The sequence below is a fragment of the Stenotrophomonas sp. As-7 genome (assembly GCF_030291015.1).
Classification (GTDB): Bacteria; Pseudomonadota; Gammaproteobacteria; order Xanthomonadales; family Xanthomonadaceae; genus Stenotrophomonas; species Stenotrophomonas lactitubi.
On the sequence record NZ_CP127405.1, the window covers coordinates 2,943,972 to 2,969,463 of the forward strand.

Consider the following 25,492-nt stretch of genomic DNA (forward strand, 5'->3'; position numbering starts at 1 on the left):
CACATCACCCGCCCCGCATGGGGGCCCTGCTGGAGTGCTTTACGCACGTGGTTCACTTGGAGAGAGCGGTTTTCAGCGCGGCAGCCTTGATCACGGTGCCAAGCGGGTTGCTCTCGCCTTTCAGTGCGCGCTCGGTAAGGTTGCGCTGGCGCCCCTGCAGGGCGGCAATCTGCTGGTCGTACACCTTGATCTTGGTTTCCCATTCCTTGAACGCCTTGTCCATCGCAAGCTGGCTGGCAGTATTGTTGGAAATATCCTCCTGCAAGGCACCCTCGTTGCGGAACGCGTTGCGGATGTTCCGAAGCTGCCCCAGCATCTGTTCCATGGCAGGCATCGACTTGGTCACAACGTCGACGGTTTCGTTGTACTTCTTGTTCTCGAGTACCTGGATGTAGGCACAGATGGAGCGCTGCTGCGCACCGATGTCACCACCCGGGCTGACACCCAGCAACGACATCAGGCCTTCCTGGCTGACCATCGAACCACCGCCGCATTTCTCGGCAACGTTCCAGGTCTCGGGAATCCGGGTAAGCACGGGCGTGGGCGGCATCAGGGGTGAAGCGATGATCTGGTACCAGTTCTGCAGCCTGGAGATCCAGTTGTCCACCGTCTTCATGTACTGCCCGGCGGTTTCCGACCAGCGCCCGGCCTCAGTGAGGTACTCACCAGCGGACTTGTATTCCTGCAGGAAGTTCATGATCCAGTTCGCAGGATCGTAGACAGTCATTGCCTGCGCCTGATGGGTTCCGGTACTGAACGTCGTACCCAAGGTCAGCATGGCGGCAAAGATCGGCGCCAAGCGCCGGCGACGCGGCGCGTTCTGTCGGGTTTCATTTGCCATGGCAGTTTCCTTGTGCAGATCGGTGATGGTCTTCATGCCGCCTCCTCGTCCTTATCGGCCCGCTTTCCCGAGCCCTTTCGATTCTTGTAGAAGGTGTCCAGCCACTGGTCCGGGGTCAGCTCGTCGACGGTGACCCGTGCACGCACTGCAGCGGTCTGCAGCACGCGATGCATGACCTCGATGTTATCGGTCGATGCGGAAATGACCGACAGGATGTCATCCATGCCGCGCAGGTTGAGCTGACACACGCTGGACGCGTGACCCTGTTTGACCAGGAAGCATCGCGAGCGTTCGTCCAGCGCAGTGACCACCTTGAACTCGGCCTCGGTCAGCTTCAGGCCGTCCATGTAGTCGCTCTTGCTGGCGTTCGGGTTGGGCAGCAGGATCAGCGTCGCGGTCTGCTCGATCAGCGCTGCGGAGATATCGCTCTTCAACGCATCTTCCGGGCTCTGCGTCGCGAAGATGCCGAGGCCGTTCTGCTTACGGATGGTCTTCTGCTTGTTCTTGGCGAACTCCTTCAGGCCACCTTCGCCGTCCAGGATCTTCCAGAACTCGTCCATCACGTAGATCAGCGGGCGACCATCGATCAGCGACTCCAGGCGGTGCAGCAGGTAGTTGATGACCGGCACGCGCACTTCAGGATTGTCGATGATGTCGGTGTAGTCGAAACCGATGATGTTGGCCTTGCTCAAGTCCACGGTATCGACCGGGTTGTCGAACACCCAACCCAGCGAATTTCCCGACGTCCAGCGGCGCATGCGCGCGTAAAGGCCGTCATCGCCCATGTTGGGCAGGCTCTTCTGGAAATTGGTCATGCTGCGCAGGTGCATCGGCGTGTCGAGCATGCTCTCCACCGCGCGGTAGATGTCCTCTTCCTCGCGGGCGCTGTACTCGCGCTTGCCGGCCAGCACCTTGATCAGGTCAGCCAGGAACTGCACGTTACTTTCGTTGTTTTCGCACTGGAAAGGATTGAAGCCGGTCGGCGCACCGTTCTCCAGGGCCAAGTAGTTGCCGCCGCAGGCGCGCACGAAAATCTCAGCACCGCGATCCTTGTCGAAGAAGAAAATGGTCGGCGAAGGCTCGTACTTCTGTACCTGGCTGAGCAGGAAGTTGATCAATGCCGTCTTACCGGTACCGGACTTACCAATCACCATGGTATTGGCGATCGCCTTCTCGCCCAGCGAATTTTCCGACGGGTGGGTCGCATGAAAATTGAAATAGTACGGCTGACCGTTGGTGGTCTGCAGAGTGGTGACGCAATCGCCCCACGGGTTGTTGTGCTGTTTGCCGGTGGCGAAATTGTGCAGCGGCGACAGACCCAGGAAGTTCAGCGAGCTGACGTTGGCCAGGCGCGTACGGAAGCGCCAGTTGGCCGGAATCTGCGAATAGAACGACGAGGTGACAGCCAGATCTTCCTTGGTCGACACGAAACCGGCGTTGGACAATTCAGCGCGCGTCGTGGCGACGTTCTGAGACAGCTTGGCCTGACTGTCACCGTACACGGCCATGATGAAATGATACTCACCCAGCACGAAGTTGCCCGACGACAGCTGATCCATCGCGTAGTCGAGCTCGGCGATCTGACTGACGGCCTTGTCACCGGACGAAATCATCATGCCCTTGGTGCGATCCAGCACCTTCAGCGCATCTTGCCGACCCATCGGACTGAATGAATGGGTGATGACGTATTCGTAGTCCAGGTACTTCAGGCCATTAAGGATGCCGGGATATGTGCCCTCCGCATACTCTTTGATATTGAGGATGGCGCCAAAGTGATTGACGCCATTTGGAGTATTGATGACGAAGTCACCGGTCTTCGCCGAAAACATATGACGACTGATCGGAAGATAGTCCTTCACCGGGGCGGACAGCACCGGCACCGGCTCGTCGACCCGGTTGATCAGGTAGCCGAACAGCTCCAGCGTTTCGGAGAAGACGACACCATTCTTGGCTTCATACATGCCCAGGCGGTACGGCGCATAGTCGCGGATGACTGCTTCAACGTTGCCGGCCAGCTCAAGCAGCTTTTCCACCGCCTGATCCTGTTCCCCCTGCAGCTTCTCGATGCTGGCCGATTTCTCGACGAAGCGCTTACCGGCCACGACCGGACGATAGATCATCGTCAGGTAAAGCTCGTTCTGCATGATGCGCTGCGATGACAGCATGCCCATGTACTGATCGGACACGTCCTGGTTGAAGCGCTGGTTGTAGCGACTCCCCCCCTTGAGCGTGCGGCGGCGACGGATGTCGTGCACCCAGAAGGCGACATTGACGAAATCTGGTGCGCGCAGGGTCTGCAACAGGCGGTTGAAGGTATTGTGACGGTGCTCCAGCTCCCATTCCTCGCGACCGACGAACGGCAGGCCTTCCAGGTACCACGTCAACAGATAGTCCCCGCCCGTGGTTTTGACCACGTTCGGTGCCACGTGTGACGAGAGAGGAACGAACTCGCTGATGGAGGTATCTGGAGAGAACATGCGACTGCTTCCAAAAAGTGCGCCAAGGAACTGCAAAGTGGGCAGGCGGGAGCGGGCACCCGCCTGCCGATGCCCGTCAATCCGTACGGGCGGCCTTCTTCCGGTAGTGGTTCGGGCTGAACACCCACATTCCATCGTGGTCCTGCAGGTTGCGCGCCTTGAACTTGAAGAGTAGACGCAGGCCCAGCAGGCGGAAAATCAGCTCATCCCGCTTGGCCATCTGTCGCATGATGAAAATCGCGACTGGAATGGCGAGCAGGAACCAGAAGTTGGTGTAGACGCTCAACAGCAGCAACCCACCTGCCACCATGAAGAATGGCAGGTAGGGAACGCCCAGAAACATCGCAGGGCGAGTGCAGCCGCGGAACAGGACGTTCTTATGCACTGTAGTACTGCAGTACGTTGTTGATGACGGCCGCCGAGCTGCCCGAGCAGTTGCCGTCACTGCCTTCACCCAGCAGCATCCGTGCGATCTGGCCGGCAGCACCGATCAGCACGCCACCGATGAGGATCGGCGCGACATCGGCGATGCGCTTGTGGGCGAAGGCGATCTGATAGCCAGCGAAGATCACGGCAATCGTCACCACGGCGATCGAGGCGATGTTCAGCAGGCCATTGATGTTATTGAAGAAGCCGCAGACCTTCTCGTCGGTGCCGCCGAAGTCGGTGGGGCCGGCAGCAAACACCTGCGGAGCGAACACTGCACCAGCAAAAACGGTGGCCATCAGCAGGGTCTTCAGCGTGCGCTGAGCCTGGACGAGATCGAGATTGGATCGCTTCATGGATTGATTTCCTTGTTGATGGACTAACACAACTGAATCGACCAGCCGGGGGACTGGCCGCACCACGACTTCGTCAGAACACGAAGGCCGCATCCCCTGCGGGAATCTGTTGCACTGGCATCTGTTGCGCCGGCGCGTTGTACATGTTGCCGGACGCTGCGGCGGGCGCGCCCTGCGCGCCCCATGGCTGCAGCATGACCGGACTTTCGCCACCGCCGGCGATCGCGCCGGGCAGCTGCTGCGGCATCATCGGCGGTTGGCCCGCCTGTGCTGCAGCGGTCTGCTGCGGGTAGCCCTGCTGCTGCGGGTAGCCGCTCTCCGGCTGCACCTGCGGCTGCATCATGCGGTCAACCGAGCCGAGCACAACCCGCGACAGCGCCTGGTCGGCGAGGTTGACCAGACTGCCGCGCGCCATCGCCCCAGTGGACGGATAGACGGTGTAAGCACGCGCCGGATCATTGGAGGGCACATAGACTGGGCCATTGGCCTGGGCAACGATGCGCGCCTGCGCTGGCGAGGCCAACTGCGGATGATGCTCCACCTTGACGCTACGACGTTCGCCACGGCCAACCACGTCGATGGGTAGCGCGCCATTGCTGGCCACCTGCTGCCCACGGCGCATCGAATCAAAGACCTTCTGCACGTAGCCGTGGCGGAAACCCGTTTCAAAGTTGCCCGAGTAGTAGCAACTGAAGGACTTGCCCCAGTCCTTACCCGAGCGCTTGTAGCACTCTGCAAGAATGCGAGAGCCGGCCTGCAGGTTCGGACACTGCTGGAACGCCTTCTCATAGGAGTCCAGACCATACTTGCCAAGATTGTAGCGATTGACCTGGGCCAGCCCGATGGAGAAGTTGTAGCCCTTCTCCTCGAGCATGCGCACGGTGGCCAAGGCCTCATCCAGCGCCTTGGGCTGGCGTACCAGCGCCCCACCAACCACACCGATGGCGTAAGGATTACGAGACGATTCAACGTTGATGACGTGCTGCATCACGTCCATCGAGACGGCCATCTCTGGGCACGCCATCATTTCCAGTCCTGGCAACATTGCTCAAGCCTCCTGCCCCTGGGCGCGCCCAGGATTGAAATCGATACCGGTGATATAGCGCGCACCTGCATGCGCCTTGATATGCACGACGATGTCGATGGTCATCATCAGTAGACGCTTGATGACGTTGAATTCCAGACCTGAGCCCTCGGTTGACGCTTTCACCATCAGCGCCAACTGGTCCCACGTCTGCTCCGGGCTGCCGGCGTGGCAGCTGGTGATCGAACCGGGGTGACCCGAGGCGCAGTTGCGGATGAAGTAGAACGCTTCATCGCCACGCAGCTCGGCCAGGATGATGCGCTCGGGCTTCATGCGCAGACAGGCTTCCATGCAGCTCTTGGCCGTGACGTTGCTGGCGCTCTGCCCGCCTTTCGAGTACAGCAGGTGCACCACATTGGGCTGGGTCAGGAACAGCTCGCGCGCGTCCTCGATCGTGACCAGACGCTCGCTGTCCGGAATGTGGTTGACCAGCGCCTTCATGAAGGTGGTCTTGCCGCTACCGGTCGCGCCAGAGACGACGATGTTCTTGCGATACATCACCGCGCGACGGAAAAACTCGGCGTACTCGCGGGAATGGCGCAGTTCCAGCAGCTCGCGGTCCTGCTCACTGACGCTGCCATCCTGCTCGAGAATCTGGTTGAAGAAACCATCCTCGTGGTACTGCGCAAGCGATTTGGTGTGCTTTGACGGCAAACGAATGGTGATCGAAACCTTGCCGGCATCACATGCCGGCGGGATCACGAACTGCGCGCGCTGCCCGGTTGGGAAGGTGAGCGACACCACCGGATCGGCATCGGTGATGCGCTGGCCCGTGTTGCTCTCGTTGACAACCGCGGTGCAGAACTGCCGCGCCCGCTCGAACGTCAGACTCGGCACGTCCATGCGCTGCCACCCTGACCGCGTCTCCAGGTACAGCTCACCCGGACGGTTGATGCAGATTTCCGTCACTTCGGGCGAATTCATGTACTCGGCGATGCCCAGCACTTCATACTGATAGCGCAGGAAATCGCTGGAGACGAGGGCGAGGGGTGACACTTCGGCGTCCATGGTCGTATGGGTTACCTGCGCGGGTTCAACACATTGGCGAAGTCGACGTCCTTGGCGACGTAGACATTCACGATCGTGCCTTGGTTGATCGTTACGGTCGGCTGACGACGACCTTCGCTGAGAGCCTCATTGGCCAGTCGCTCCATGGTGCGCGCCGTGGCACTTTCATACGGCGAGCGGACAGCAAACCCATTGCTTGCGACGGTCGTCGACTCCGGACCGTGCTCTGCAGCGGCGTATTTGAAGGCGTCGGCAATCAGGCTGATCATCAACGCCGAGGCGATGCGACTGCCCCAATGTGCGCTGTACTGGCCCGGATGACCTGCACCGCCAAGCTGGTCGACGCCGGGGCTGGACATGGCCACGTCGATGCCATTGGGGGTGGTGATGCGATCCCAGATGACTTCCACGCGCTTGCCATTCGGGCCACCGCCATATGCGCCATAGATCTTCGACCCCTTCGGCAGCAGCAGGTTGCGTCCATTGATCGAATAGACCGGCTCGGTCACCAGGCAGGAGGTATAGCCCGCGATGTCGGTGATGATGCGGGTTTCCAGCACGCACCGCAGGTAAGTACCACGAACCAGCAACGCATCAGGGCTGCGGATGAAGGCGGCATTGGAGACGTCTTCAACATCCGGGCCGCGGCGCACTTTCTGCTGTTGCTGGGCCTGCGGGTTTGCCGCCTGCATTGCAGCAATCATTGCCTGACTGTAGTCGGCACCCTGCCCCGGCGGCTTGCCGGAAGCATCGCCTGAGCTAAATCCGGCACTGCTGCCGATACGACGATCCAGCAGCGACGGCCCGCGGGGTTCATCGCTCTGCCGCAAGCGCGCACGGTCTGCATCCTGCAGACTGACCATCGGAATATCCGGCTGCGGCGCAGGAGGCAGCATCGGAATGGGATCGGCAGGTGCAACGGGCGCCGGTGCATTCGCCGTCGGCCCAACCGTTGGCAGATCCGGGGTGGACACGCGGGATTCCTGGCGGTTGCTTGGCGTGGCGTTCTTGTCGTCCTGCCCCTTGCGGAACAGCAGGAAACCCATGGCGACGAGCAGCACCACAATGCCACCAAGGAACATAAGTGCCTTGCGGTTCAGGCGCTGCTCTTCGGCGGAGCGCAACTGCGGTGCAGCGGCATCGAGGTTGGGCGCAGCTTCTGCCTGCTGAGCACCGAAGTAAGGGTTGGTCGGCGTTTCGGCCGGACCCTGCCCACCATAGGGGCCATGCCCTTCGTCGCGTCCGTTGTTGGGATCGTTTCCGGGAGTGTTCTGCTGGCTCATTTCTTCACGTTCCTTCGCAGACCAACGACATAGTCGCCGTGGCGGATGACCAGGTACGGGTAGGTCCCGTGGACGATCAAGGTGTTGCCTTCTACAGTGGTGTTGACGACGAAGTCCTCGCCGTATTCCTTTTCACGGCCGAACACGGCCGGGAAGATGCCGGTTTTGTATTCAGGTGAATTCGGCAGCTTCAGGTACGTGAAACGACCGTCGTCGTAGGCGTTGACCGGAATCAGCCACCCCATCTTCTTCGCCTTGCTGGTCGAATAGGAGTAGTTGAAGTTGTACTGTCGATCCTTGGCCAACTCGGTACTCAACAGCGGTTGCGCCTCTTCCTCCACGGCTTCCTGAGCAACACCGAACACGGTGTCGTTGGGATAGGTGAAGGCGATCTTGTACTGTACACCGGCACGACGGGCCTGCTCGAGCTGACGCCAGTCTGTTGCTACCACCTTCAATTCGAAGATGTAGGAATGAGTCTCGGTGCGAACCATCATGTTGGTGTCGACGTCGACGTTCTTCGGCTTGATGTAGAACACATTCTCGCGCCGGGTCAACTCCCACCCATTACTGAAACCGGTGCTGTAGTCGAGGATCTTTTCGCTCGGGCTCAGCTCGATCTGGGTGGTGAGACCCAGGCCGGTGCGAACCGGATAAATGCGATCCTTCTCATACTCGTAATGGTCTACCGCCTGCGCCATTGCCGCGTTGGAGAAAACCAGCGACAACAACGACAGCAGCGCCAATGCGCTCCCCCTGACTTTTCGACTACTCATCGGTTGCTTGCTCCATCAGCATTTCCGGTGGACTGATTCTGTACTGGCCTCATGGCCGGTTGACCGGGCATGGGCTGCCCTGGCGCGGCTTGCCCCTGCGTCGGCTGCTGCATGGGCTGTCCCTGCATGGGCTGTCCCTGCATGGGCTGTCCCTGCATCGACTGGCCAGGCATCGGCGGGGTGATCTGGACATCGCCTGGCACCGCCAGTGGCTGTCCCGTTGCCGGATCGATCATGGTGGCCGCTGCCGGGTTGTTCGGGTCATACACGCCCTGTTGTGCCTGCGCGGCCTGCTGTTCGGCCTGCTGCTGCAACTGCGCATCATCCGGACCCGGCACACCGCGCGAGTAATCATTGTCGCGGCGATACTCAAAGACCTGCATGCCCAACGGATTCAGAATGCGCTGCTGTTCGTTCAGCGCAAGATTCGAGTCATAACGGAACCGCAACGTGATCAACTGATTGTCCAGGTAGGACGTCGTCGCCTTGTTCTTGTCATAGACGCTGCGCTGGATTCGCACCGAGGCCCCGCGGAAACCACCGTTAACCTGGGCCTCCAACGGTGTAATGCTGAGAATCTTCACCCGGATGGCACGATCCTTGCCATACAGGGTCACCGGGCTCTGTGGGTTGTTCGGGGAATAGAAGGCACGGATGGCGGCGCTGGTGCGCGTGTCGGACATGACGTGCACCAGTGCCCAGTCACGCAGGCCCATGACAGCGAAATCGTAGGATTCGCGTGCCATGACGTACTGGGCTACGTTGCTGCGATTGATCGCATCGCTCGCGGTGATCGACTGCCCTTCAAAATTGCCGGTCAGCCGCGCAACCGTCGCCGTGCCCGTATAGGCATCGGCCATCACCAGGAACGGCACCTTCTCCTTCAACGGCAGCATGTAGTAGTAGCCACCGGCCAGCGCCAGCGACATCAGCAACGAGCCGGTGGCGACCCACCAGGCACGACGCTCGCTGCGCCGGGCCATGTCGGCCACGGTGATCTCGTAGCTGACCGCCTTGGCGACCGACTGCTCGACCTTGGGGCTGTTGCCTGCATCCTTCTTGCGGAACATGGGTTCTTCCGTACTGCTGAAACATCAATGGGCGCGACGCCCCTGCGCCAGGCGCGGGGTGCGGCACGTTCGATGATTTCGACGCGGTCTCAGCTGCCGCTGCTGGCTTGAGGATCCTGGGCCGACGCGGTTGGCGTCGATCCAGCGCTCTGCACGACGATCTGGTTGCCGACGATGGAGACGGAAACGCCCTGCGCCGCATAGGCCGCCGTGAGATCGATCACGGCCTGCTGTGCGTTGGTGGTATCGATCTCCGACACCGCGCCATACAGGGTGAAATCCGAACTGAGGCGATAGTCCAGCGTGCGACCGGAATCCTTGGCCCAGCGCTCGAGCATGGCCTTCAGCGTGCGATCCATCGGCGACGCCTGATAGACATAGCTGGAGTACAGCGGAATCTCGGTCGGAGCCGTCGCAAAACGGTTGACCGGCTTCCAGCGCCCTCCGAAGTCGGGTGCGGGCTTGGTAGCACAACCTGCCACCATCAACGCCGCCACTGCGGCGATGGACATTTTTGCGATAAACGCCTGATTCATACGGGCTTCACTTTGACGTACGAAAAAGCAGTCCCGATGTTGGTCCCTTGGTCGTCCGGCACTGCGCGATGCACGCCGGAAACGTAACGAATGCACTGCTTAACAGCACATGGGCACGGTTCCCCTGCAGCTCGAAAGCTGCCAACCAAGTCGCGTGAAGCAACCTCATCCGAGGCCCCTCTCACGCACCCTCACCAACGTCGGAACCATCCCTGTTCCCATGGCTGAAACTCCTGGCCACTCTGAAAGCATGACGAATCACACAGATTCGCAAGCCACGCATAGAGTCGCACAACTACGCGTCAATTCGATGTCAGACAAATCTGAATTTTGACCAACGTATGGCGCTTCTTTGACGCGCTTCACTAATTCACTTCCATGAATTCGTGCATCCGTCACACTTTCAAGTCTGCAACTTAGACATCAAGCATCGGCACGTCAACCTTTGGCAGTAGTCGTGACGTGAAATAGCGGTCCTTGTAATAGCGAATCTTGTCGCATTTGACCGGATGCGGAATGCCTTCGTACAGGAAGACCTCCTTGTCCGGCCCCATCGCCTTGAGCTCCTGCGGCAGCATCAGCGCGCGGCGCTCCTCGGTGAAGCTGTGGGTCTTTTCGCGCGCGTGGGTGACGTTCTTCTTGCGGATGGTGGTGTAGCCCAGCATGTCCGAATAGTCATTGGCGTCCTGCTGTTCGCGCGGGGCGTACAGGATCTGCAGCGCATGGTTGGTGATGATCGTGCGCGAGACTTCACGGCCATAGGTGGCATCAAGCTGCGACATGCTCTGGATGATCGGCAGCAGGCGCACGTTGTAACCGGCCATGTAGGACACCGCCGAGGCGATGATTTCGACCTTGCCGATCGAGGTGAATTCGTCCATCAACAGCAGGCACTGGTACTTCAGGTCCGGATTGGACTTTGGCAGTTCCTTGGTGTTGAGGTTGATCAGCTGGCTGAAGAACAGGTTGATGATCAATCGGCTTTCGGCCAGCTTGTTGGGCTGGATGCCGATATAGATGGTCATCTTCTTCTTGCGCACGTCGGTGAGCAGGAAATCGTTGGTGCTGGTGGCCTTGTCCAGCACCGGGTTGATCCAGGGATTCAACGGCTCCTTGAAGGTGCCCAGGATCGAGGCAAAGGTCTCGTCGGCCTGGGACAGCATGTTGGCGAATGCCGAGCGCGCGTTGCTGCTGAGGAATGGACGCTCGGACAGGCCCTTGAGGAACCTCTTCAGGTCGCTGCCATCGCCGGAGGACAGGCGGTAGACCGCACCCAGGGTCGGCGTGCCCTGCCCGCCCGGGAAGCCACTGCTGCGCTCGTCGTCCCAGTTCTCGAACAGATACAGGGTGAAGGCGATGAAGGCATTGCGCGCCTGGCTGATCCAGAACTTCTGGTCTTCCGAACCGTCGGGATAGAGCATCGCACCGATGCTCATCAGGTCCGACACCCGGAACGCCGGGTCGTCGGAGACGTAGCTGAGCGGGTTCCAGCGATGCGTACGGCGATCTTCGGCGAACGGGTTGAACAGGTAGATCTCCTGGCCCTGGCTGGCGCGCCAACCACTGGTCAGGTCGAAGTTTTCCTGTTTGATGTCCAGCACCACCAGTGATTCGCCGTACTCCAGCAGGTTCGGGATGACCACGCCGACGCCCTTGCCCGAACGGGTCGGGGCGGCCAGGATGACGAACTGCTGGCCATCCAGCCGCACCAGCTTGCCGCCATGGCTGCCGACCACGATGCTCTGGCCGCTCTTCTTGAACATGCCATGCTTGGCCAGATCGGCGCTGGTGGCAAAGCGCGCGTCACCGTGCAGTGAGCGTTTGTCCTTCTTCAACAGCACGACCAGGCCGACGATGGCCAGCACCAGCAGCGGCAGACCAAAGCCGAGGTAACCGGCCCATTTGATCTTGCCCACGAACGGGGCAACCTGCGGTTGGTCAATGGCGTGGAAATACTGGTAATAGGTATTCCAGGTGAGCAGCTTGGTATCCAGACCAAGCAGCAGCAGCGTCAGGTAACCGGAAAGCACGAACCCGAGCAGCAGGGTCGCCAGCGTGATGATGGCGATGAGCAGATACTTCTTACTGGACAACACCCGAATCCTCCATGATGCGCCCCATGGGCGCGACGGCTTAGCGGCGGCGTCGCTGCGACGCCTTCTTCCGCAGGTTGACTTCATTCTCCAGCCCGGGCTCCACACCCTCTTCCCGCACCAGTTCCTCAAGGTACCGGCGCGCATCGGCCAACGACATCAGGTCGGTCAGACGCTCCCCATCGTCGACGATGACCGCATGGCCGACCACATCGCCGGGAGCGTACACCGGCTCGTGGGTCACCGCTACCAGACGGAAGCGGCCGCGTAGTTCCAGCTGATGGGTGTATTCCTGCATGTCTCATCTCCCTGATGGAATCCAGATGCCATTCCTGCAGCGTCCGATGATGCCTGCACGGCCGTGGTGGCGGCATGCACACGACCCGTACGACAATACACGCTCGGGACGGAGAGATCGCGATGGACTGGGTGGCACGCGCACGCACGCTGGCGATGGAGGCCCATGCCGGCCAGGTCGACAAGGCAGGACAGCCCTACATAGGCCATGTCGGCCGGGTGGCCGCTGCCGTGCGTGGCGATGATGACGCCGAGGTGGTGGCCTGGCTGCATGATGTGCTTGAGGACTGCCCTGCCTTCGCTGAGCGGGTTCAGGCCTTCCCAGACCCGTTGCAGCACGCGGTGCGGTTGCTCAGCAGGACGTCTGCGGCGGATGCCGACACGTACTACGCGCGGATAGCGGCAGATCCGCTGGCGCTGAAGGTCAAGCTGGCCGATATCGCCGACAACGCCGATGAAGCGCGGCTGGCATCACTGGATGCCGCCACCGCCGAGCGCCTGCGCGACAAATACAGACAGGCGCTGGCGGCGCTTGGCCAGCAGGCAGCGCGGGCAGCACCACCCATCGAACACTGATTTACCCCCAGCCCGGCTGATGCCTGTTGCGGTGCAGCAGTACAATGGGGCGCTTCCCTGCCCCTTTGCGCCCCCCGAATGAGCCCCAATTCCCCCCTGGCCGCTCGGCTGACGCCGCGCCAGCGCACCCTGATCATCCTCGCCCTGTCATTGGGCGGCTTCGCCATCGGCACCAGTGAATTCGCCAGCATGGGCCTGATGCTGGAGATCAGCCGTGGCCTGTCGATCAGCGAAACGCAGGTCGGCCACCTGATCAGCGCTTACGCCATCGGCGTGGTGGTGGGTGCACCGATCCTGGCCTTCGTCGGCGCCAGCTTCCCGCGCCGCAAGCTGCTGCTGGCGCTGATGGGCTTCTATGCCGTCGGCAATCTGGCCAGCGCGTTGGCACCAAACTACGGCACGATGCTGGTGGCACGCTTCGTCGCCGGCCTGCCGCATGGCGCCTACTTCGGCGTGGCGATGCTGGTGGCGGCCGCGATCAGCCCGGCCGGCCAGCGCGGGCAAGCAATGTCGCGCGTGCTGCTCGGCCTGTCCGTGGCGATCCTGATCGGCAATCCGCTGACCACCTGGCTGGGCCAGCAGCTGAGCTGGCGTACCGCCTTCGCCCTGGTCAGCGTGCTGGCCATCGCCACGGTGGCGATGATCGCGCGCTTCCTGCTGCCCGACCCCGATGAGGTGCGGACCTCACCGATGCGCGAGCTGCGCGCGTTCAACACCACCCAGGTGTGGCTGGCGCTGTCGATCGGCGCGGTGGGCTTTGCCGGCATGTTCTGCGTGTTCACCTATCTGGCGCCGACCCTGGTGCAGGTGACCGGCGTGGCCGAATCGTGGATGCCGCTGGCGGTGGGCGTGTTCGGCATCGGCGCGATCATCGGCAACATCGCCGGCGGCTGGCTGGTCGACAAGTTCCACTTCAAGGCAGCCGCCGTGGTGCTGCTGTGGTCGATCGTGATGCTGCTGCTGTACCCGCTGGCCGCCGAGTCGGTGTGGACCATCGGCCCGATGATCATCACCGTGGGTACGATGGGCGCCCTCGCTGCGGTGCTGCAGACCCGCCTGATGGACGTGGCCGGCGAAGCGCAGACCCTGGCCGCCGCCTCCAACCATGCGGCGTTCAACACCGCCAATGCGCTCGGCCCGTGGCTGGGCGGCATGGCGATCAGCGCCGGCTTCAGCCCGGCCACCACCGGTTACGTGGGTGCGGCGACTGCGGTCGGCGGCCTGCTGCTGTGGTGCGTGTCGGTGATGCTGGAGAAGAACCGCAAGGCCGCTGTTGCCGGCAGCCGCTGAAGGCCCAGCTTCTCATCGCCTCGGTGATGCCCCACCATCTGCGCAGATCGGCCGCAACCGGCGGCCGAGGGTCTTGCTCAAGGATGCTCCGTGGCAGTCACTCCCCATAGACGCGAGAAGCTGCTCGACGACCTGCTTTCGCTGGGCCGCAACTGGGCCCTGGCCATCGCCATCGCCGGTGCCGGCGCGGCGGTGCACTACAGCGAATCGGTCTACGAGGCTGGGCTCTGGCGCGGGCTGCTGCCAACGCTGTGTTTCCTCGTCAGCGTAGTCTGGATCGTGCTGAGCATCATCCGCTTCGACCTGACGCTGCAGCAGCACGTCGAACGCAAGCGCTCACGATGGCTCAGCCGCCTGCTGTATGTGGTGCTGCTGGGTGCTGGCATCACCGCGGTGTTCTTCGTGATGGAGCTGGCCGGGAACAACCATATCGCCAAGATGTGCGACTCGGTGGCAAACGAACCTGGCAGCCGCATCCATCGCTCTGAGGAGTGCCAGCGGCTGTTCAAGCACCGCGCCGAGTACCGGCGTCGCCTGGAAGCGGCGGACGGCGAGTTCGACTGAGGCGACCACGCTGCGCGTGCGGTAACCACAGTGCAGGCTGACGAACACGCGGCGTAGATCCGCCTTGCTGCAGAGTTGCGCACGCCAGCTCCCCACGCGCGACACAACCCTCATGCACCGCCAGATTTCCCCCACCTGCCACGATGCGATTGCCCTGCGGGCCGGCGCGCTGGGCAGTGTGCTGGGCGTGGCGCTGTTCAAGGCCTTTGCGTTGTCCACCGCAGCGGCCGGCTCGATGATGACGGTCGGGCTGTGGCTGCTGGGATGTGTGCTGCTGGCGGCCTGGGCGCTGGCGGCCTGCCTGACCTGCCTGGCCCTGAGTCGGCGCGTGTTCGTGTTGATGCTCGCGCTGTCGACGGTGTTCCTGATCTGCATTGCCTGAGCGGCAGCCGGCAGCTTCCGAGTATTCCCACAATTGTTATTCAATAACAAGTGCTGCCAGTCGGCTTGCGCGTGCGTCGGGTCACGGATTGAATTCGATGGCCAGATCGGCCCCTTTCCGAGACCCTCATGCACCTCCTGCAGCCCCTGTTCCGCTCCGCCCTCGGTGTTCTCGCACTCGCGTCGATCAGCGCCTGTGCCACCTATGATGATTCGGCCATGCATGCCGCCTGCCAGGAGTCGCCGCATGTGAAGGACCTGCCGCCGGAGGTTGCCGCCCGCGAAAGCCGATGCAGCAAGAGCGTTGAGGTGTGGTCGAGCGAGCGTAAAGGCAGCGACCAGCCGCTGGACCTGAGCGGGAAGAAGAAGGACCTCTGAAAGAGGGCGGCGCAGCCCTGTGCGGACTGCGCCGGAACTCACGCAATCGCTTCCCTGCCAACGGGGCACCCCCATTGCCGTACGGCCTGCGCCAGTCCTGCCGCATCGGCACCATCACTGGCCCAGGCGACAATGCCATCCGGACGAACCAGCAGCGCGGACAGGCCCAGCGAATCCACAGCCGGCTGCGCGAAGGACAAGATGCGGGCTCGTTCGACATCAACCGCCGCGGACAACGAGGCAGCAGCATCGAACACCAGCAGCACCGCCTGCCCTGCCCGCAGCAGCTCTCCCATGCGACGACCATCGGCCAGCAGGAAATCCGGTGTGCTGCGGCCGACCAGCGGATGGGCCTGACCCAGATCCAGCTGCTGGCCCACGCCCCACACGCGCTCGGCAAGATACGTGGCGCCATCACGTGTTTCTGCCAGATCGGCCACGATCGCAGCCAATGCGCGTGAGCCCGCGCCCGGGCGCATCAGTGCGACCTGCGCGCGCGACCACTCCAGCACGCGGGCGCCGATCGGATGGCGTTCGGCCTGATAGGTATCCAACAGCGCTTCATCTGCGTCGCCGCGCACGACGGCGGCGAGCTTCCAGCCCAGATTCATCGCATCCCCCAGGCCCAGGTTCAGCCCCTGCCCGCCCAGCGGTGAATGCACATGCGCGGCATCGCCGGCCAACAGCACGCGGCCACGACGATAGGCGGTGGCCTGCCGTGCGCCATCGGTCCAGGTGGTGGCCAGCTGCAGTGTGGTGATCGTTGCGTCGCGGCCGGAGATACGCCGCAGCAGCGCCTGTGCCGTATCGCGGTCGAGTGGCTGGCGATGGCCGGCGCCGCCGTCGAAATCAGCCAGGGCGATGGTGCCCGGCGGATTGAAGTTGCACATGCCCTGGGCGGTAGTGTGACGCCCCGGGCTGAGCACCGTCGGATCTTCCAGCTCGACGCTGAGCGAGTGGCCGGTGAACTCCGGATCGGTGCCGGCGAAGGCAAAGCCGCACTGCTTGCGCACGGTGCTGCGGCCACCATCGCAGCCGACCAGCCAGCGCCCGCGGAAGGATTGCCCGCCTGCCTCGACCTGGACCTGATCGGTACCCGAGCGCACGTCCTGCACGCCCGCACCACGCAGGATCACCACGCCCAGCGCCTGCGCGCGCTCGGCCAGTACGGTCTCCAGCGCCTGCAGTTCCACCGCCATCTGCGTGCCGACCGGGCTGGGCAGCCGCCAGGGCCAGCGATCGCTGTCGACGTTGTCCAGCGCGAACGGGATACCCGCGAAGTGCCCGCCCAGCCTGCGCGGCTGCGACAACCAATGCGCGGTGCCAGGCGGCGGCGGGCCCTTCTCCGGTTTCAGCACCTGGCCGGCAGCCACGGCGTCCAGCAGACCGCGCCGGTCGAGCGCCTCCAGCGTGGGGGCATTCAAGCCGCGCAGCCCGAACGGCAGGCGCTTCAACGGCGAATCCGGCGAGGCCGCCTGCTCCAGCACCAGCACCGAGCATCCCGCCTGGCCCAGTTCGCAGGCCAGGAACAGCCCAACCGGGCCAGCCCCGGCAATGACGACGTCGTACAGCATTGGAAATCCTCGTGAGCACCGGGTCGGCGCTCTGGCGGCGACAATGTTACACTCGGTGCACGTTTCCACAAGTGAACCGCCCATGATCCCGTCACCCGGCCGTCGCGAGCAGCGCAAAGCCGAGACCCGCCAGGCGATTTCCGACGTCGCCACCCGGTTGATCATCGAGCGCGGCTTCGAGGCCGTGTCGATGAGCGAGATCGCCGACGCCGCTGGGGTGTCGCGCAAGACCGTATTCAACTACTTCGCCAGCAAGGAACAGCTGGTGTTCGACCGTGATGAGGAAGCGCGGCAGCTGCTGCGCGAGGGTATGGGGGCGCGCACGTCCATGGCGCCACTGGCCGCCTTCCAGGCGCTGGTGCGGGAACTGCTGGACACCGGCCACCCATTGCTGCGGATCAATGCCGGCGCAGCGTCGTTCTGGAAAACCGTGGCCCAGAGCGCGGTGCTGGTGGCCCATGCGCGGCAGCTGCAGGCGCTGCTGACCGATGACCTGGCGCAGTTGATGGCTGAGTCTGCGGGGCGACCCGTCGAGGATGCCGACGCGCGACTGGGTGCATCGATGCTGATGGCGTCGGTGGTGACCGCCTACGAACAGGGACTGCGCGTGCTGTCCTGCGGCGGCGATCCGCGGCAGGCGATGGTGCCGCTGATCGTGCGCGGCGCGACAGGAACGCTGGTGGCATTGGCCGGCACACCGTATACCGACCCGGCGCAGCGCCTGTCCAGCGCCCTGCGGATCGGGGCGCTGGACGAGGCCCCGGCAACTACCGCCCGGGGCCCTTGATGGCAGGCGTTTTACTGGACGTTGATCACCACATCGTCCGGGGCCAGGAAATTGCCGCTGTTGCTGCGTGATGCCGAGATCACGTAGGTCCCGGGTGCAGTGATCGTGCCATTGCAATGCCGTACGGGCGTGGTGTTGCCACCATCCAGATTGCCGCTGGTCTCGCACAGCATCTTGCCGTTGGCGAACACGTAGAAATTGCTGGTGCCATCCACCCTCCCGCCACCGGTGATGTAGATTTCCGACGGCGATCCGGCTACGCGTGGCAACGTTCCAACTTCGAACCGTGCCTTCACCGGGTGTGGCAACAAGCTGGGACAGGTCATCACGAAACCGTCCCGCGAAAAGCAGACTTCGGCATGGGCTACTGCGGGAGCGGCCATCAGGGCCACGAGCAATACAGACGTTCTGAACTCCATTCCAGCGTCTCCAGATGATCCCAGCGGAATCGCTGGGACCACCGTGGTAGCGATGATGGTGTTACAGGGGCATGAAGCAAAAGCAAAGCGCGGCGCTGCCGGCGGATGGTCGCGCCGCTGAAAGCCCCTGATAGCGAGCATCTGCAGGAAAATGATGCGTCGCGCACCCATGCGTGCAGGATGTCCACGCATCCCTGCCAGATGATCGGCGCGGCGATCGTCAGCCGGAGCAGGACACCAGCATCGAGCGCGTGGCCATCTGGGTGGAGGTGAAGCCGTTCTTGTTACCCACCGCAATGGCATTGCCCTCGTCGCCATCCTTGCTGAAGACCACGTAGCCACCGGGGCACATCTGCCCGGCTTTCTCGTAGCAACCGCTCCAGGAACTGGAGCCGCTGCAGTCGATGGAAACGCCACGGCGGCCGTCGGGAGTGACCGTCATCTTGGCGGTGGTGCAGCCGGTCAGCGTGGCGAGGAACAGCAGCGGAACGAACAACTTCATGGTGACTCCAGGGATGGGAACTGCGAAGGGCGCCAAGGCTGGAGCGCCTGGATTGCGTGAACCTTGCGCCGGCCCCTCGGTTTCACCGTCTCCTGCCATGGCCTTCCGGCAGATGCGGAGGCACGCCATGTTCACGCAATGTTCCTGTAATACGGTGCCGGCGCGTGCCGAACCGCCCTCTGCGGCCCCTCCCTGCCCAAGCCCTGCTGATGCACATCCTGCTGATCGAAGACGAAGCCGAACTGGCCGCCACCCTCAAGTCTGCCCTGCAGCGCGAGCGCTACGTGGTGGACCTGGCCAATACCCTGGCACTGGCCCGGGAGGCGGCGCTGTGCGGCCTGCACGATCTGGTGCTGCTGGACCGCACCCTGCCCGATGGCGATGGCCTGGCGTTGATTTCCCTGCTGCGCGAGCGCAATCCCGGGGTGCCGATCATCGTGCTGAGCGCGCTGGGCCAACTACCGGACCGGATTGCCGGCCTGGATGAAGGGGCCGATGACTACTTGGCCAAACCCTTCGCGCTGGAGGAACTGTTCGCACGGATCCGTGCTGCGGGCCGTCGCCCCAGCGGATTGCAGGTGGAGTCCATCAGCATCGGCCGATTGGTGTTCGACCCCGCCTCGGGCGAGGCCAGTGTGGGCGGCCAGCGGCTGGAGTTGCCGCGTCGCGAGATCCGGGTGCTGGCCGCCCTCGCACGGCGCCTGGGCCGCACCGTCTTGCGCGAATCCATCGAGATGGCGGTGTATGGCTTCGACGACGGCATCCATTCCAACACGCTGGATTCGCACGTCTCGCGCCTGCGCCGCAAGCTGGCTGATGCCGATGCTGGGGTGGAGATCCACGCCATTCGCGGGGTGGGCTATCTGATGCGGGAAAGCAAGTGAAGGCGCGTCGACCGTCGTTGAAGCGCCCACTGATCGTCAAGACGCTGATCTACCAGTTGCTGGCCCTGCTGGTGGCGTTCTTCGCCCTGCTAATGGTGCTGGTGCGCGCCGACAGCGGTGGCTACTACACCATCCAGACCTTCGCGCCGGTGGCTGCGGAGGCGGTGCACCGCGACCGCAATGGCGAACTGTACGTGCAGCACACGCCGGAGCTGGCCGAACTGCTGAAGATCGTACCCGGTGCGTGGTTCATCGCCGAGGACGAGCATGGGCACCACGTCACCTTCGGCCATGTGCCACCGGCCTATGCCTCGCTGGTCGGCGCCCTCGATGGCATCCCCTATGGCGACCTGCGCGGGCGCGATCGCAGCGATGGCCTGGCGGTAGTGGTACGCCAGCACAGTGGGCCGGCCGGCAAGCTGACCATCATGGCCCATGGCGAAACCGATTCGCTGACCATGCAGATGGCGTTGGCCGCGCACATCATCACCCTGCCGATCTTCCTGTTGCTGGCACTGGCCACCATCATCCTGACCCCGATCATCGTGCGGCGGGCACTGGCCGGTGTCGAACGCATCGCGCAGGAAGCCCGCAATATTTCGGCCAGCCGCCGCGGCATCCGCCTGACCGAGACCGCCGTGCCGGTGGAGATCGCGCCGCTGGTGACCGCCGTCAACGATGCCTTGGGTCGCCTGGATGAAGGGCACGAGCGGCAACGCCGTTTCATCGCCGCAGCGGCGCATGAGCTGCGCACGCCGATCGCGATCCTGCGGGTGAAGATCGATGCCGCTGATGATTCGACGTCGCGCAGCCTGGCGGTCGAAGTCGCGCGTCTGGCGACGCTGGCCGAGCAGCTGCTGGACCTGCATCGCATGGAGGAGGACGGCCCGAAGGAAACCCTCAACCTGGCCCGGGTGGCCAAACGGGTGGCGGCCGACCTGGCACCGCTGCTGATCCAGTCGGACAAGACCGTGGCAGTGGCAGTGGAGCCACATTTCCCGGTGCTGGGTGAGGCCGGCGCGGTCGAGCGGGTGATCTCCAACCTGGTGCTGAATGCCGCCGAGCATGGTGGCCGCCATATCATCGTGCGGGTGCAGGGCAGCTGCCTGGAAGTGGAAGACGATGGCCCCGGCATTCCGGTCGACCAGCGCGAACGCGTGTTCGAGCCGTTCCAGCGGCTGCGTCCCCGCCAGACCGGCGCGGGCCTGGGACTGAACCTGGTGCGGCAGGTGATCGACCGTCACGGCGGCCACGTCACGATTCTGGATGCCGCCGGTGGTGGCGCGCTGATCCGCGTCGAGTTTCCTCTGCATCCGGGTGTTGCCTCGGCACCGCCGGTAGAGCACTGAAGGCGCCCACACATCCGTGACTGCCGCCTGTCCATGCGCAGCAGGCAGCGGCGCAGGGCAAGGTTGCGGCAATGTTCGCTGCGCAGCATCGGGCCGATGACATCTTTGATGCCATCGCGTTCCATCCTGACAGGAAGCCTGCACGTGACCGAAGGAGTTCCTCCACCCTCCTCTTCTGCCCGATTCCGCGCGACGCCGGCTACATCCGGTTTGACCGCAGCTGCCTGGAATCGGCGTTCGCGCGCTGATCGAATGCGCGCGTTGCCGCATTGGCCGCGCTGGTTGCGCGTGATACCCGCAACGAATCGCCCGGACGCGCTGATGCGTGTTTTTGCCGTGCTGTTCCTGCTGCTGCCGGGCGGTGCGCTGGTGATCTCGACGCAACGCCATGCCCATGCAGCCATGGCCAGCGCCGTGCTGTTCTTCGTCGTCGCGCATGCCGCGCTGCATGCGCTGTCGGCATGGCGATCAACCACATCGCGGCTGCTCCCCGTACCTCTGCGCTACATCGACAGGCACGCGGCCTGGACGATGCTGGGCAGCGCGTGGGTACCCTTGGCGATACAAGGCGTGCACACGCAGCCGATCAGCATGCTCGCTGTCGCAGGGCTGGTAATCGGCGGGCTATGTCAGCTTTGCAGCGTACGCGTGACAGCCGACCGCCTGCGCAACGTGCTGCTGGTGGTGGGTAGCGCGTTGCAGTTCATCGCAGTAGCGCTTCTCAGCAGCATGGCCGTGGGCTGACAACCACGGCAGCACCGCAAGGTTCACGCAACCCATTGCATCGAGACTCGACGGCCATCCACGCGCGGCACCCGGCGCGTGAATCTCTCCTGCCGCGAGGACCACCAATGACTTGCCCCTTCTGGATGCTGTGCGAATGAGCACCGCGCCGCGCAAACACCGCCGACCGCTGATCATCGCTGGCGCCGTACTGTGCACTGCCATTGCCGCGTGGCTCTGGCTGCGACCCGCGCCGCCGCCACCGCTGCAGCTCGCGCCCGTGGTGCGTGGGAACATCGAAAAGGTGGTGGAGGCCACCGGCACCCTGAAGCCATCGCGACTGGTGAGCGTGGGCGCGCAGGTCTCCGGTCGTATCGAAACACTGCACGTAAAGCTGGGCGACAAGGTGAAGGCAGGCGATCCGATTGCTGACATCGATTCGCGTACCCAACGCAATGCACTGCTGAGTGCGCAGGCCGCACAGCGCACCGCACGCGCCAACCGCGATGCATTGGCCACCGATCTGCGCCAGTACGAACTGACCCTGCAGCGGCAGCAGAAACTGGTGGCATCACAGCTGGTGGCACGTGCCGACTTCGATGCTGCAAAGGCCAAGGTGGACGCGACCCGCGAACAGATCACCGCGCTGGACGGTGAGATCGTGCAGCGGCAGACCGAGGTGGACATCGCGCAGACCAACCTGGAGTACACCCGCATCACCGCCCCCACGGACGGCACAGTGCTGGCGGTCGTCGCCCGTCAGGGGCAGACGGTGAATGCGGTGCAGAGCGCACCGACCATCGTCATGCTGGGCAACCAGGACGTGATGACCGTCTATGCCGAGATCTCCGAGGCCGATGTTGTGCACACCACGGTCGGCCAGGAGGCCTTCTTCACCATCCTGGGCGATGCGGGCCGCCGCTACAGCAGCACCCTGCGCGACATCGCGCCAGCGCCCGAATCGATCACCAACGAAGATACGTCCAGCCTCGCGTCGCCAGCGCTTTCCGGTGGCAGTCGTACAGCCATGTACTACAACGGCCAGTTCGACGTGGACAACACCGACGGCCGCCTGCGCAGCTACATGACCGCGCAAGTACGCATCGTACTCGGCCATGCCCACAACGTGCTGACCATCCCCTCCGCGGCCTTGGGTGCGCGGGCTGGTGACGGCAGCTACACCGTGCAGGTGCGTGGCGCAGACGGGCGCGCCGTGGCGCGGCATATCACCATCGGACTGGACGACCAGATCCAGGTGGAAGTGCGCGGCGGCTTGAAGGAAGGCGATCAGGTGGTGCTAACGCAGGCCAGCGACGAAGCCGCCACCGCTCCCACGCAGCCCCGATGAACGCAGCCATGAGCGAGCCACTGCTGAGCGTGCGTGGGGTGCGCCGTGAATTCGCCGCCGGTGAACAGACCCTGGTGGTACTGGACGGCGTGGACCTGGACATCCGCGCCGGTGAACTGGTGGCCATCGTCGGCCAGTCGGGCTCGGGCAAGTCCACGCTGATGAACATACTCGGCTGCCTTGATCGGCCCTCTGCGGGCGCATACGAGATTGCAGGTCGCCAGACCGCGCAGATGTCGCCAGACGAGCTGGCCGAGCTGCGCCGCGAACACTTCGGCTTCATCTTCCAACGCTACCACCTGCTGACCGATCTGACCGCGTTGAGCAATGTGGAGGTGCCAGCCATCTACGCCGGCATGCCCGCCGCTGAGCGCCACGCACGGGCTGCTGAACTGCTGGCGCGGCTGGGCCTGGGCGAACGCATGCAGCATCTGCCCGGCGAGCTGTCGGGTGGCCAGCAGCAGCGCGTGTCGATTGCCCGCGCACTGATGAATGGTGGTGCGGTGATCTTTGCCGACGAACCGACCGGCGCGCTGGATACACAGTCGGGCAAGGAAGTGATGAAGATCCTCGGCGAACTGCATGCCGAAGGCCACACGGTGGTGCTGGTGACCCACGACATGGCCGTGGCCGAGCACGCCCAGCGCATCATCGAGATCCGCGATGGGCGGATTGTCGATGATCGTGCCACGGCTACCGCGTCGGCAACGGCCGTGGCGCCAACCACCTTGCCGCAGCCCAATGATGGTGGCGGATGGCAGGCTGTGCGCGATCGCTTCGCCGAGGCCTTCCGCATGGCCCTGCGCGCCATGAACGCACATCGCATGCGCACCTTCCTGACCATGCTCGGCATCATCATAGGCATCGCCTCGGTGGTGTCGGTGGTCGCGCTGGGTACGGGTGCGCGCCAGGCCATCCTGTCCAACATCTCCTCACTGGGCACCAGCACCATCGAGATCTATCCCGGCTCCGGCTTTGGCGATCTGCACGCGGCGCGGGTGGAGACCCTCACTCCTGGTGACAGCGTGGCCCTGGCCGGGCAACCGTTCGTGGACAGTGCCACTCCTGGCGTGGCCACCACGGGCACCGCCCTGCGCGGCAACCGTTCGGCCAGCGTGCAGGTACAGGGCGTCAGCGAGCAGTACTTCCGCGTACATGGATTGAAGCTGGGGGAAGGCGCCTTCTTTGGCGCACCGGGTGTGGTTGGCTACCAGCAGGTGGCGATCATCGATGCCAACACGCGTGCGCGCTTCTTCGCCGCAGCCGAGAACCCCATCGGGCAGACCCTGCTGCTGGGCAACGTGCCGGTGCGCGTGGTGGGTGTGGTGAAGAAGGACGCTGGCGCGGCCGGCGATGCCTCGCTGCTACGGGTGTGGATGCCCTACACCACGACCATGGCGCGGATGCTCGGCCAGAGCCATGTGTCCAGCATAACCGTGCGCGTATCCGATGCGATCAGCATGGAAGCGGCCGAGCAGGCCATTGCGCGCTTGCTGACGCGCCGCCATGGCAGCACCGACTTCTACATGAGCAACAACGCACAGATCCGCCAGTCGATCGAACAGACCACCGGCATCCTCACCATGATGATCAGCTCCATTGCCGCCATCGCGCTGGTGGTGGGTGGTATCGGGGTAATGAACATCATGCTGGTATCGGTGACCGAGCGCACCCGTGAGATCGGCGTACGCATGGCCGTGGGCGCGCGCCGCAGCGACATCCTGCAGCAGTTCCTGATCGAGTCGGTGCTGGTATGCCTGCTTGGTGGTGTGCTGGGCATTGGTGTGGCGTTGCTGCTGGGCGCGGTGCTGGCACTGGCCGACGTAGGCTTCAGCCTGGTGTTCTCGGCGAGTTCGATCATTGCGGCGTTCGCGTGCTCCAGCCTGATCGGCATCGGTTTCGGCTTCCTGCCTGCACGTCGCGCGGCGCAGCTGGACCCCGTGGAAGCGCTGGTCCGGTAGGCGCTGCAATTGCCTGCGGTGACGGCAGGTTCGCGCAATGTCTGCGGTGTGTACTGCAGCTACCGACGATGTCCGCACAGGAGCTGGACGATGTTTCTGAAAACAGGAAGAACTGCGCTGCTGCTGGCAGCAGCCGCACAACTGCTGGTGCTGATTCCCTACTCCGGCGACGCCCATGCGCAGCGTGGCGATCGCTACAACCCGCAGTGGAACCAGGACTATCGCGACCGCGAGCGCGATGACTGGCAGCGTCGCGAACGTGAGCGGGAGCGTGACCGCGAACGGGAGCGCCGACACGACGCCAAGACCACAGGCGTGGTGGTGGGCGTAGTGGGTGCGGCCGTGGTTGCCGGCGTGATCGCGGCGGCGGCAAAGCGCGAACGCGAAACCCGCGAGCGTGCCGACTACTGCATGAACCGCTACGGCAACTACGACCGCCGTACTGACAGCTATCGCGACCGCGATGGCTACACCTACCCCTGCCGCTGATCTCCCCTCATTGAAGGATT

27 protein-coding genes and 1 pseudogene are annotated in these 25,492 nt (G+C 63.5%); 13 read left to right on the top strand and 15 right to left on the bottom strand.

Translation table 11 applies throughout. The features are described from left to right. Positions 1–52 precede the first annotated feature (52 nt). From QP457_RS13555 to QP457_RS13610, 12 genes and pseudogenes are all read right to left on the bottom strand, one after another. On the bottom strand, positions 53–877 hold the full coding sequence (locus tag QP457_RS13555) for a hypothetical protein (protein ID WP_240196636.1): 825 nt from the start codon (positions 875–877) through the stop codon (positions 53–55). Continuing rightward, entirely contained in the window at positions 874–3,318 is a 2,445-nt protein-coding gene (locus QP457_RS13560) for a VirB4 family type IV secretion/conjugal transfer ATPase (protein WP_025878713.1), read from the bottom strand. Before QP457_RS13560 ends, QP457_RS13555 begins: the two co-directional genes overlap by 4 nt. A 76-nt stretch (positions 3,319–3,394) precedes the next feature. Continuing rightward, the gene (locus tag QP457_RS13565; RefSeq protein WP_025878714.1) at positions 3,395–3,703 is read right to left on the bottom strand and encodes a VirB3 family type IV secretion system protein; all 309 of its coding nucleotides are present in this window, start codon (positions 3,701–3,703) and stop codon (positions 3,395–3,397) included. Beyond that, a complete protein-coding gene (locus QP457_RS13570) occupies positions 3,696–4,100 on the bottom strand; it encodes a TrbC/VirB2 family protein (RefSeq protein WP_205405876.1) in 405 nt (134 codons plus the stop codon). Before QP457_RS13570 ends, QP457_RS13565 begins: the two co-directional genes overlap by 8 nt. A gap of 568 nt (positions 4,101–4,668) precedes the next feature. Further along, a pseudogene (locus QP457_RS21605) lies at positions 4,669–5,133 on the bottom strand (lytic transglycosylase domain-containing protein); the annotation flags it as partial. A 15-nt stretch (positions 5,134–5,148) separates the two neighbouring features. Further along, positions 5,149–6,192: a P-type DNA transfer ATPase VirB11 gene (gene virB11 / locus QP457_RS13580; protein WP_180167411.1), complete on the bottom strand. Its 1,044-nt coding sequence runs from the start codon at positions 6,190–6,192 to the stop codon at positions 5,149–5,151. 11 nt (positions 6,193–6,203) lie between these two features. Further along, entirely contained in the window at positions 6,204–7,475 is a 1,272-nt protein-coding gene (locus tag QP457_RS13585) for a TrbI/VirB10 family protein (RefSeq protein ID WP_205405878.1), read from the bottom strand. After that, positions 7,472–8,251 carry a TrbG/VirB9 family P-type conjugative transfer protein gene (locus QP457_RS13590; RefSeq protein ID WP_205405879.1) on the bottom strand — a complete coding sequence of 260 codons (780 nt, stop codon included), beginning with the start codon at positions 8,249–8,251 and terminating at the stop codon, positions 7,472–7,474. The genes QP457_RS13585 and QP457_RS13590 overlap by 4 nt, the downstream gene beginning before the upstream one ends. Beyond that, the gene (locus QP457_RS13595; RefSeq protein ID WP_205405880.1) at positions 8,248–9,321 is read right to left on the bottom strand and encodes a type IV secretion system protein; all 1,074 of its coding nucleotides are present in this window, start codon (positions 9,319–9,321) and stop codon (positions 8,248–8,250) included. The genes QP457_RS13590 and QP457_RS13595 overlap by 4 nt, the downstream gene beginning before the upstream one ends. 89 nt (positions 9,322–9,410) lie before the next feature. Next, entirely contained in the window at positions 9,411–9,857 is a 447-nt protein-coding gene (locus tag QP457_RS13600) for a hypothetical protein (RefSeq protein ID WP_180167415.1), read from the bottom strand. Positions 9,858–10,273: 416 nt separating this feature from the next. Continuing rightward, a complete protein-coding gene (locus QP457_RS13605; RefSeq protein WP_205405881.1) occupies positions 10,274–11,953 on the bottom strand; it encodes a type IV secretory system conjugative DNA transfer family protein in 1,680 nt (559 codons plus the stop codon). Between the two features lie 37 nt (positions 11,954–11,990). Continuing rightward, on the bottom strand, positions 11,991–12,248 hold the full coding sequence (locus QP457_RS13610; protein WP_099820666.1) for a hypothetical protein: 258 nt from the start codon (positions 12,246–12,248) through the stop codon (positions 11,991–11,993). Between the two features lie 122 nt (positions 12,249–12,370). Between QP457_RS13610 and QP457_RS13615 the strand changes: the two genes are divergently transcribed. From QP457_RS13615 to QP457_RS13635, 5 genes are all read left to right on the top strand, one after another. After that, a complete protein-coding gene (locus QP457_RS13615) occupies positions 12,371–12,823 on the top strand; it encodes a phosphohydrolase (protein WP_205405882.1) in 453 nt (150 codons plus the stop codon). Between the two features lie 78 nt (positions 12,824–12,901). Further along, complete coding sequence (locus QP457_RS13620; protein WP_100460361.1) at positions 12,902–14,113, top strand: MFS transporter; 1,212 nt, start codon at positions 12,902–12,904, stop codon at positions 14,111–14,113. A gap of 90 nt (positions 14,114–14,203) precedes the next feature. Then, on the top strand, positions 14,204–14,677 hold the full coding sequence (locus QP457_RS13625; protein WP_100460362.1) for a hypothetical protein: 474 nt from the start codon (positions 14,204–14,206) through the stop codon (positions 14,675–14,677). 112 nt (positions 14,678–14,789) lie between these two features. Beyond that, positions 14,790–15,059 carry a hypothetical protein gene (locus QP457_RS13630; protein ID WP_180167420.1) on the top strand — a complete coding sequence of 90 codons (270 nt, stop codon included), beginning with the start codon at positions 14,790–14,792 and terminating at the stop codon, positions 15,057–15,059. 128 nt (positions 15,060–15,187) lie between these two features. Next, positions 15,188–15,436, top strand: a complete 249-nt coding sequence (locus QP457_RS13635; RefSeq protein ID WP_180167421.1) for a hypothetical protein — start codon at positions 15,188–15,190, stop codon at positions 15,434–15,436. A 38-nt stretch (positions 15,437–15,474) separates the two neighbouring features. On the opposite strand, the gene QP457_RS13640 is transcribed toward QP457_RS13635, so the two are convergent. Next, entirely contained in the window at positions 15,475–17,010 is a 1,536-nt protein-coding gene (locus QP457_RS13640; RefSeq protein ID WP_205405883.1) for an FAD-dependent monooxygenase, read from the bottom strand. An 82-nt stretch (positions 17,011–17,092) separates the two neighbouring features. Between QP457_RS13640 and QP457_RS13645 the strand changes: the two genes are divergently transcribed. Next, positions 17,093–17,797 (top strand): TetR/AcrR family transcriptional regulator, encoded by a 705-nt coding sequence (locus tag QP457_RS13645; RefSeq protein WP_205405884.1) that lies wholly within the window; start codon positions 17,093–17,095, stop codon positions 17,795–17,797. 11 nt (positions 17,798–17,808) lie between these two features. Here QP457_RS13645 and QP457_RS13650 read toward each other — a convergent pair whose 3' ends face one another. Continuing rightward, positions 17,809–18,387: a hypothetical protein gene (locus QP457_RS13650; protein WP_240196638.1), complete on the bottom strand. Its 579-nt coding sequence runs from the start codon at positions 18,385–18,387 to the stop codon at positions 17,809–17,811. Between the two features lie 49 nt (positions 18,388–18,436). Beyond that, the gene (locus QP457_RS13655) at positions 18,437–18,718 is read right to left on the bottom strand and encodes a hypothetical protein (protein ID WP_033831436.1); all 282 of its coding nucleotides are present in this window, start codon (positions 18,716–18,718) and stop codon (positions 18,437–18,439) included. A gap of 209 nt (positions 18,719–18,927) precedes the next feature. On the opposite strand from QP457_RS13655, the gene QP457_RS13660 reads away from it, so the two are divergent. The 7 genes from QP457_RS13660 to QP457_RS13690 all read left to right on the top strand — a co-directional run bounded on the left by QP457_RS13660 (position 18,928) and on the right by QP457_RS13690 (position 25,472). Beyond that, positions 18,928–19,602: a response regulator transcription factor gene (locus tag QP457_RS13660; protein WP_205405885.1), complete on the top strand. Its 675-nt coding sequence runs from the start codon at positions 18,928–18,930 to the stop codon at positions 19,600–19,602. Positions 19,603–19,619: 17 nt separating this feature from the next. After that, a complete protein-coding gene (locus QP457_RS13665; RefSeq protein ID WP_240196788.1) occupies positions 19,620–20,951 on the top strand; it encodes a HAMP domain-containing sensor histidine kinase in 1,332 nt (443 codons plus the stop codon). Positions 20,952–21,022: 71 nt separating this feature from the next. Further along, entirely contained in the window at positions 21,023–21,199 is a 177-nt protein-coding gene (locus QP457_RS13670; RefSeq protein WP_180167426.1) for a hypothetical protein, read from the top strand. Between the two features lie 4 nt (positions 21,200–21,203). After that, positions 21,204–21,695, top strand: coding sequence for a hypothetical protein (locus tag QP457_RS13675; RefSeq protein ID WP_240196639.1), 492 nt, complete (start codon positions 21,204–21,206; stop codon positions 21,693–21,695). Positions 21,696–21,831: 136 nt separating this feature from the next. Next, positions 21,832–23,022, top strand: coding sequence for an efflux RND transporter periplasmic adaptor subunit (locus QP457_RS13680; RefSeq protein ID WP_205405887.1), 1,191 nt, complete (start codon positions 21,832–21,834; stop codon positions 23,020–23,022). Continuing rightward, positions 23,019–24,983: a MacB family efflux pump subunit gene (locus QP457_RS13685; protein WP_205405888.1), complete on the top strand. Its 1,965-nt coding sequence runs from the start codon at positions 23,019–23,021 to the stop codon at positions 24,981–24,983. The genes QP457_RS13680 and QP457_RS13685 overlap by 4 nt, the downstream gene beginning before the upstream one ends. Before the next feature lie 90 nt (positions 24,984–25,073). Continuing rightward, on the top strand, positions 25,074–25,472 hold the full coding sequence (locus QP457_RS13690) for a hypothetical protein (protein ID WP_180167429.1): 399 nt from the start codon (positions 25,074–25,076) through the stop codon (positions 25,470–25,472). Positions 25,473–25,492: the final 20 nt, after the last annotated feature.

Excerpts from the sequence above, each read along its gene's own strand:
- QP457_RS13555 (WP_240196636.1), bottom strand. The coding sequence starts at position 877 with ATGAAGACCATCACCGATCTGCACAAGGAAACTGCCATGGCAAATGAA.
- QP457_RS13560 (WP_025878713.1), bottom strand. The coding sequence starts at position 3,318 with ATGTTCTCTCCAGATACCTCCATCAGCGAGTTCGTTCCTCTCTCGTCA.
- QP457_RS13570 (WP_205405876.1), bottom strand. The coding sequence starts at position 4,100 with ATGAAGCGATCCAATCTCGATCTCGTCCAGGCTCAGCGCACGCTGAAG.
- virB11 (WP_180167411.1), bottom strand. The coding sequence starts at position 6,192 with ATGGACGCCGAAGTGTCACCCCTCGCCCTCGTCTCCAGCGATTTCCTG.
- QP457_RS13585 (WP_205405878.1), bottom strand. The coding sequence starts at position 7,475 with ATGAGCCAGCAGAACACTCCCGGAAACGATCCCAACAACGGACGCGAC.
- QP457_RS13590 (WP_205405879.1), bottom strand. The coding sequence starts at position 8,251 with ATGAGTAGTCGAAAAGTCAGGGGGAGCGCATTGGCGCTGCTGTCGTTG.
- QP457_RS13595 (WP_205405880.1), bottom strand. The coding sequence starts at position 9,321 with ATGTTCCGCAAGAAGGATGCAGGCAACAGCCCCAAGGTCGAGCAGTCG.
- QP457_RS13600 (WP_180167415.1), bottom strand. The coding sequence starts at position 9,857 with ATGAATCAGGCGTTTATCGCAAAAATGTCCATCGCCGCAGTGGCGGCG.
- QP457_RS13610 (WP_099820666.1), bottom strand. The coding sequence starts at position 12,248 with ATGCAGGAATACACCCATCAGCTGGAACTACGCGGCCGCTTCCGTCTG.
- QP457_RS13615 (WP_205405882.1), top strand. The coding sequence starts at position 12,371 with ATGGACTGGGTGGCACGCGCACGCACGCTGGCGATGGAGGCCCATGCC.
- QP457_RS13620 (WP_100460361.1), top strand. The coding sequence starts at position 12,902 with ATGAGCCCCAATTCCCCCCTGGCCGCTCGGCTGACGCCGCGCCAGCGC.
- QP457_RS13630 (WP_180167420.1), top strand. The coding sequence starts at position 14,790 with ATGCACCGCCAGATTTCCCCCACCTGCCACGATGCGATTGCCCTGCGG.
- QP457_RS13635 (WP_180167421.1), top strand. The coding sequence starts at position 15,188 with ATGCACCTCCTGCAGCCCCTGTTCCGCTCCGCCCTCGGTGTTCTCGCA.
- QP457_RS13640 (WP_205405883.1), bottom strand. The coding sequence starts at position 17,010 with ATGCTGTACGACGTCGTCATTGCCGGGGCTGGCCCGGTTGGGCTGTTC.
- QP457_RS13645 (WP_205405884.1), top strand. The coding sequence starts at position 17,093 with ATGATCCCGTCACCCGGCCGTCGCGAGCAGCGCAAAGCCGAGACCCGC.
- QP457_RS13650 (WP_240196638.1), bottom strand. The coding sequence starts at position 18,387 with ATGGGTGCGCGACGCATCATTTTCCTGCAGATGCTCGCTATCAGGGGC.
- QP457_RS13655 (WP_033831436.1), bottom strand. The coding sequence starts at position 18,718 with ATGAAGTTGTTCGTTCCGCTGCTGTTCCTCGCCACGCTGACCGGCTGC.
- QP457_RS13660 (WP_205405885.1), top strand. The coding sequence starts at position 18,928 with ATGCACATCCTGCTGATCGAAGACGAAGCCGAACTGGCCGCCACCCTC.
- QP457_RS13670 (WP_180167426.1), top strand. The coding sequence starts at position 21,023 with ATGTTCGCTGCGCAGCATCGGGCCGATGACATCTTTGATGCCATCGCG.
- QP457_RS13675 (WP_240196639.1), top strand. The coding sequence starts at position 21,204 with ATGCGCGCGTTGCCGCATTGGCCGCGCTGGTTGCGCGTGATACCCGCA.
- QP457_RS13680 (WP_205405887.1), top strand. The coding sequence starts at position 21,832 with ATGAGCACCGCGCCGCGCAAACACCGCCGACCGCTGATCATCGCTGGC.
- QP457_RS13685 (WP_205405888.1), top strand. The coding sequence starts at position 23,019 with ATGAACGCAGCCATGAGCGAGCCACTGCTGAGCGTGCGTGGGGTGCGC.
- QP457_RS13690 (WP_180167429.1), top strand. The coding sequence starts at position 25,074 with ATGTTTCTGAAAACAGGAAGAACTGCGCTGCTGCTGGCAGCAGCCGCA.